The sequence below is a fragment of the Actinophytocola sp. genome (genome assembly GCF_036002505.1).
Lineage (GTDB): Bacteria > Actinomycetota > Actinomycetes > Mycobacteriales > Pseudonocardiaceae > DASYTH01.
Map to the genome: position 1 here is coordinate 1 of NZ_DASYTH010000239.1, position 6,016 is coordinate 6,016.

Consider the following 6,016-nt stretch of genomic DNA (forward strand, 5'->3'; position numbering starts at 1 on the left):
GCGATGTTCAGCGGCATCAGCAGCGCGGCGCTGCTCACCCCCGTGTTCCTGATCGGGTTCCCGCTGGCGGGCGTGCCGCGGCTGTCGACGGTGACCGCGATCGCCGCGTCGCTGTTGCTGGAGACCTCCGGGTTCGGCGCCGGCGTGGCCCGCTACACCGCGATGCGGCTGGTCGACGGGCGCACCGCGGCGTCGATCGTGGCGGTCACCCTGCCGGCCGGGGCGGCGGGGCGATCGCGGCCCGCCACGCCCCGGTCGCCGTGCTGCGCATCGGCTACGGCCTGCTCATGATCGCGCTCGCTGCCGATGGCCGACATGGACCGGGCCATCGCCGCCAACGCCACCGACGAGTTCATCAAACTGCTCGCCGGTCCCCGCCCGCTGCTGCGCAACCTGGGTGGCGGGCGGATCCTGGGGCGCCGCCATCGTCGCCGCAGCCCCTGTGGCGGCGGCGCGCGTGCACCAGCTGCATACCCGGCGATGCGTGCTGACCTGCACGGAGAACGGCCACGTCCCACGGTGCCGAATAGTTGCGGCGTCATAGTTTGTGCGTCGCCACGGCCGTTACCGGCCGCGCGTTCGCGCCGCCCCCGGCCGGGATGAGGACCCGGCCCAGTCGGGGTGAGAAGTGTGTGCACGCTCACCGAACCGGACCACCCGACGGTCCTACCGTCGCCTCGATAGCCACGAAAAGGAGGCGAGCAGATATGACAGCCGCACGCGCCACGCCGGTAACCGCCGCCGCGCTGCCCACCCGGCTGGCCGCCGGCATCGTCGGCGGCCTGGTCGGCGGCGTGATGTTCGGCATCCTCATGCAGATGATGGACATGATCCCGATGGTGGCGATGCTGGTCGGCAGCAAATCGGTCGCCGTCGGCTGGCTGGTCCACCTGGCCATTTCGGCGTTCATCGGCGCCACCTACGCGCTGATCTTCGCCCGGTGGGCCACCCGGCTGGTACCGGCCGCGCTGATCGGCCTGGGCTACGGGGTGGTCTGGTGGGTGCTCGGCGCGCTTCTGATCATGCCCGTGAAGCTCGGCATGGACGTCTTCGTGTTCAACAAGACGGCATGGCAGTCGCTGATGGGCCACCTCATCTACGGACTGCTCCTCGGCGTCGTCTACGCCCTGGTCCGGCCCCGCCTGCAGCACACCTGAACCACCCCGGATCATCATGACCATCCACCCTGACCCCGCCGCCGCGCCACCCATCCCCCGGGGGTCGCGGCGGCGGGCCACCACCGGCCACACCACACCGACCGACAGCCAGGTCGCCGCGGACCCCGCAGCGTATGGTCTGGATGACCGGTGCCTGGCTGACGGGCTGGACGCCCTGCACCAACCCGCCTGGGGCACGGCACCGCCGCCGTGGGCGCCCGGGCGACGCGAGGAGGCCGCACACGTGGAACGCATCGCGGCCGGCTACGACCGCACCTTTTGTATGTCCGAGGTGGACATCTTCGCCGACCTGTCCCCGGCCGAGATGGACGCCCTCGCCGCAGTAATGCCGATGAAGACCTACGCCGCCGCCGAGCTGCTGTACTCCCCGCACAACCCGGTGGAAACCCTGTTCATCCTCAAGAAAGGGCGGGTGCGGATCTTCCGGATCGCCGCCGACGGCCGGGCCCTGACCACCGCCCTGATCACCCCCGGCACCATCTTCGGCGAGATGGTGCTGCTCGGCCAGCACATGTACGACAACTACGCCGAGGCGCTCGACGAGGCCGTCGTCTGCGTCATGAGCCGGTCCCACGTCCAGCAGCACCTGCTGTCCGACCCACGCATCGCCACCCGCATCACCGAGATCCTCGGCCAACGCCTGATCGAGATGGAACGCCGGCTGTCCGACACCGTGTTCAAGAGCGTGCCCCAGCGCATCGCCGGCACCCTGGCCACCCTCGCCGGCCAGCAACGCCGCCTCGGCGTCGGACCGCGCACCGCCCAGGTGGCGCTGACCCACGAACAGCTCGCCGCCCTGGTCGGCACCTCCCGCGAAACCGCTACCAAGGTCCTGGGTGAGCTGGCCGACCGCGGCCTGATCCGCCTCGCCAGAGGAAAGATCACCATCGTCGACCTGGCCGGGATCTCCGCCGAAGCCGGCGACTGATCGGCTCGGCCCTGGACGCAGTGGGCTTCGGGCCTGGTGGTTGGCGTTGAGCAGGTCGGAGTGGCTTGTCTGTGGGCGTGGCGGGGTGGCCGGACGGGCGGGTAAAGGAAGCGTCGTTCGGCTCTGTCGACGTGGGGCTGCGGTTGTCGGAGTTGGTACGCGCGTTGGTCTCGGAGTTGGTCTCGCAGGCACCATTCGGCGCCGTGGTGACGCGCATGACCGTGTGTACGGGGCCGGGCTGCTCAGTCAGGTCAACGGTCGTGTTGCAGACTCATGCGGTCTGCGAGCGCGCCCTGTGCTGGTGACCATCCCCCTGGTCGTCGCTCGATTTTGATCATGGTCGTCGATGTGACAGCCGTGCGGGCGCAGGCACCGTCATGGGTTGACGTGCCGCCAGCGTCTGCGGTGGCCTTGGCCTCTTCGGTGAGCAGGTGGAAGCGCGGGCGAGCAGCTTGCGGGCGATGGCCACGGTCGCGATGCCGCGGCGCTCGCCATTGGTGGCACGGCCCGGCAGTGCGGGGCAGAGATCATTCGCCGGGTTTGCGGCCCGGCCACCAGTCGGTGATCGCGGTGATGATCTCTTCTGGTGCGTCCTCCTGGATGTAGTGCGATGCTCCGCGCAGGACGTGGGTTCTGTGCTGGGGGAACGTGCGTTCCCACCGCAGCCGGTGGGGTTCCTTGAAGCCCGGGTCCTTGTCGCCCCACACGATGAGCGCCGGTTTGTCCGCGACCCGGGCCAGCCCTTGCTCGACCTCGGCGAGCAGCTCGTGGGCGGCCAGGATTTCCCGTGGCATGACATGCACCGGTACCCGCGATGCGGGGGTGGGATGGGGCAGTTTGTACATCTGCCGCTCGGCCGGGGTGAGCTTCTTGCGCCTGATGCCGCCCTTCATGAACACGTTGACGAAGACATCGGCCCGCTTGACCAGCAGTCCGCCGAGGCCGGAGCTGCCCAGGGCGGTCGAGAACAGTTTGGTGGCCCGGTCGTGCAGCGGCCATGCCCAGGTGTTGCCGATCACGAACGCCCGGAACCACTCGGGGTGGCGGGTGGCCACCCAGAACCCGATCGGGCCGCCCCAGTCCTGCACCATCAGGGTGACCTCCCGCAGGCCGAGCTGCTCGACGAAGCCGTCGACGACGCGGGCGTGCTCGGCGACGGTGTACCGGTAGCCGGCCGGGGCGCTAGACAGCCCGAAGCCCGGGTAGTCCAGTGCCACACACCGGAACCTGTCCCGCAGCCCGGCCACGATGTGGCGGTAGAGGAACGACCAGGTCGGGTTTCCGTGCAGGGCCAGAAAGACCGGCCCGTCGCCCTCGTCGATGTAGTGGACGTTGGCCCCGTGCACGTTGAGGAAGCGGCTCTGGAACGGGAACAGCTCATGGTTGACCCAGGTAGGTCGAGTCACCGTCACCAACTCCTTCCGGCTGCGTCTGACGTGAGCCGCAACGATCCCTAACCCTGGCGCCTGGTGGAACATGCCGCGCCGCTCCGGTTGACCGTCCCGGTTGGGCGAATCTAGCCGACCGGACCGACACTTTCGTCCCCGTCGGGGGGCTTGGGTCTGGGCTGTCAATCCGGTCTGGTTGGCGGTTGCAGGATGCGGTGGTTCTGATATGACGGACTCGGCGGTTGGGACCGCGTCGGTCGCCGGGTCAGCCTGTCCCTCCACCGGGCCTGATCCGTCCACCGCCCATCGGAGGAGTTCGCAATGCCGGCGATGTCGCGGTTCGAGTCCGCGTTCTGCCGCGGCGCGGGCTGGCGCGCGTTCGCCAGCAGAATCGTGCTGCCCTGGGCGCTGCAAGGCGAGCGACTCGGCGGTGACGTGCTGGAGATCGGCGGCAGCGGTGCCGTGGCCGCCCGACTGCTGGCCACCCGACCCGGGGTGCGGATGACGGTCACCGACTACGACGAGGCGATGGTCGCCGCTGCCCGCGCCCGGCTGGCACGCGTCGCTGATCGGGCGGACGTGCGGCAGGCCGACGCCACCGATCTACCGTTCCCGGACAACAGGTTCGACGCGGTGCTGTCGTTCATCATGCTGCACCACGTCATCGACTGGGGGGCGGCGCTGGGTGAGGCGATCCGGGTGCTGCGCCCCGGCGGCGTACTCGTCGGCTACGACCTGATGGCCAGCCGCCCCGCCCAATGGCTGCACCAGGCCGAAGGCACCCGCCACCGCCTGATGGCGCCCGGCGAGCTTCGCGACCGGCTCGCCGGGCTGCCCGTCGAGGCGGTGCGGCTGCGACCGGGCCTCGCCGGCCTGGCCGTGCGCTTCACCGCACGCAAAACACTCGGATAGCCCTTATCTAGTTTTCGGGCGGCCAGGGGGTGCCGTGCAAGCGGAGCTAGAGCGGCCTGGGCCCAGCAGGGACACATGTTGTCGCCCGCGCTCGCTCAAACTCGACGAGCGGTGGTCCGGACCGGTGACGAACCGCCAAAGCCCTTCACCCTGCCGGCCTCTGGCGCGCACGGTGAGAACCACAAGCCCGGCAGGCATGGAGGTGCGTGATGGCGAGCGACGGTGTGATCTTCAAGCGGTGCGGGTGTCGCGATCCGCGGACCCGCAAGCGATTGGAGCAGAGCTGCCCGCGTCTGGCCGAGCGGCGGCATGGCAGCTGGTCCTTCCACTGCTCGGTGGCGACTATGTTCGGGCAGCGGGAGCGGGTCCGTCGCGGCGGCTACGCCACCCGCCGCGACGCCGAGGCAGCGCGCGATGAGCTGCTGGAGCGGTCCCGGGCGGAGCGCACCACCCAGACCTGGACCGTGGCCCGCTGGCTACGACACTGGCTGTCCACCCGCTGCAGCATCCGGCCCAGCACACTGCGCTCGTACACCGACCACGTCGAACGGCATCTCATCCCGTACCTGGGCCGGATCCGGCTGGGCGAGCTGACCGGCCGCGACGTGGCGGCCATGTTCGCCGCACTCGCCGGCACGCAAACTCGGTTGGGGCGGCCGCCGACCCCGTCGACGCTGCACCGCATCCGGGCCACCCTGCGCTCGGCGCTCAACGCCGCGATCCGCGACGGGCTGCTGCGCGACAACCCGGCCCGGCTCGCCGAGCTGCCCACACCGTGCCGGCCGCAAGCCCAGGTGTGGACCGACCCTCGGGTCGACGCTTGGCGGAGGACCGGGCAGCGGTTCGCGGTTGCGGTGTGGACCGCCAAGCAGCTCGTCGCGTTCCTGGACTTCGTCGCCGACGACCGGCTGTTCGCGATGTGGTGGCTGATCGCCCTGCGCGGGATGCGCCGTGGGGAGGCGGCCGGGCTGCGCTGGGTCGACGTCGACCTCGACCAGAAGATCATCATGATTGATCAGCAACGCCTTGCCTACGGCCGCACCGTCGCGGTCGGCCGCCCAAGACCGCAGCCGGCCGCCGCACCATCGCCCTGGACCGCACCACCGTGCGGCTGCTGCGCACCTACCTGCAACGCCAGCGCGCGGAGCGGCTCGCCGCCGGCGACGGGTGGCACGACTCCGGGTACGTATTCACCACCCTCGACGGGGCGGCGCTGCACCCGGACTGGTTGACCCGCCGCTTCCGCCGCTTCGTGGTCGACTCCGGGCTGCCGCCGGTGCGGCTGCACGACTTGCGCCACGGCGCGGCCAGCCTCGCCCACGCTGCCGGCGCAGACCTCAAGACCGTCCAGGAACAGCTCGGGCACACCAGCATCGTGCTCACCGCCGACACGTGCACCAGCGTCCTGCTTGACCTGCACTTCAAGGTCGCCGAAGCCACCGCCCGCTCCGAGCGAGCGAATGCCCCAGATCCCCGATTCGGGCGCGCCGAGGCATGGGCCAAGTGTGCTTCGACGTGCAACCGGACGACTTGAGCACAGCCGGGTCATGCGTGACAGCGTTCGCTCGACGTCATCGGACCGACGGTCTCGGTCGCGTCGAGGTCACCGA

At 70.2% G+C, this 6,016-nt stretch carries 7 protein-coding genes; 6 read left to right on the forward strand and 1 reads right to left on the reverse strand.

All coding sequences use genetic code 11. The features are described from left to right. The 3 genes from VGR06_RS21600 to VGR06_RS21610 form a co-directional block, all read left to right on the forward strand. A partial coding sequence (locus tag VGR06_RS21600; RefSeq protein ID WP_327560936.1) for a hypothetical protein occupies positions 1-291 on the forward strand: 291 nt, incomplete at its 5' end. 416 nt (positions 292-707) lie between these two features. Continuing rightward, complete coding sequence (locus tag VGR06_RS21605; protein WP_327560937.1) at positions 708-1,157, forward strand: DUF6789 family protein; 450 nt, start codon at positions 708-710, stop codon at positions 1,155-1,157. A gap of 16 nt (positions 1,158-1,173) precedes the next feature. Next, positions 1,174-2,106: a Crp/Fnr family transcriptional regulator gene (locus tag VGR06_RS21610; protein ID WP_327560938.1), complete on the forward strand. Its 933-nt coding sequence runs from the start codon at positions 1,174-1,176 to the stop codon at positions 2,104-2,106. 527 nt (positions 2,107-2,633) lie between these two features. Here VGR06_RS21610 and VGR06_RS21615 read toward each other — a convergent pair. Beyond that, the gene (locus VGR06_RS21615; RefSeq protein WP_327560939.1) at positions 2,634-3,512 is read right to left on the reverse strand and encodes an alpha/beta fold hydrolase; all 879 of its coding nucleotides are present in this window, start codon (positions 3,510-3,512) and stop codon (positions 2,634-2,636) included. A gap of 303 nt (positions 3,513-3,815) precedes the next feature. On the opposite strand from VGR06_RS21615, the gene VGR06_RS21620 reads away from it, so the two are divergent. From VGR06_RS21620 to VGR06_RS21630, 3 genes are all read left to right on the forward strand, one after another. After that, a complete protein-coding gene (locus VGR06_RS21620; protein WP_327560940.1) occupies positions 3,816-4,406 on the forward strand; it encodes a class I SAM-dependent methyltransferase in 591 nt (196 codons plus the stop codon). Positions 4,407-4,615: 209 nt separating this feature from the next. Further along, positions 4,616-5,638 (forward strand): hypothetical protein, encoded by a 1,023-nt coding sequence (locus VGR06_RS21625; protein ID WP_327560941.1) that lies wholly within the window; start codon positions 4,616-4,618, stop codon positions 5,636-5,638. Further along, positions 5,533-5,940 (forward strand): tyrosine-type recombinase/integrase, encoded by a 408-nt coding sequence (locus VGR06_RS21630; protein ID WP_327560942.1) that lies wholly within the window; start codon positions 5,533-5,535, stop codon positions 5,938-5,940. Before VGR06_RS21625 ends, VGR06_RS21630 begins: the two co-directional genes overlap by 106 nt. Positions 5,941-6,016 lie beyond the last annotated feature (76 nt).

Excerpts from the sequence above, each read along its gene's own strand:
- VGR06_RS21625 (WP_327560941.1), top strand. The coding sequence starts at position 4,616 with ATGGCGAGCGACGGTGTGATCTTCAAGCGGTGCGGGTGTCGCGATCCG.
- VGR06_RS21610 (WP_327560938.1), top strand. The coding sequence starts at position 1,174 with ATGACCATCCACCCTGACCCCGCCGCCGCGCCACCCATCCCCCGGGGG.
- VGR06_RS21620 (WP_327560940.1), top strand. The coding sequence starts at position 3,816 with ATGCCGGCGATGTCGCGGTTCGAGTCCGCGTTCTGCCGCGGCGCGGGC.
- VGR06_RS21605 (WP_327560937.1), top strand. The coding sequence starts at position 708 with ATGACAGCCGCACGCGCCACGCCGGTAACCGCCGCCGCGCTGCCCACC.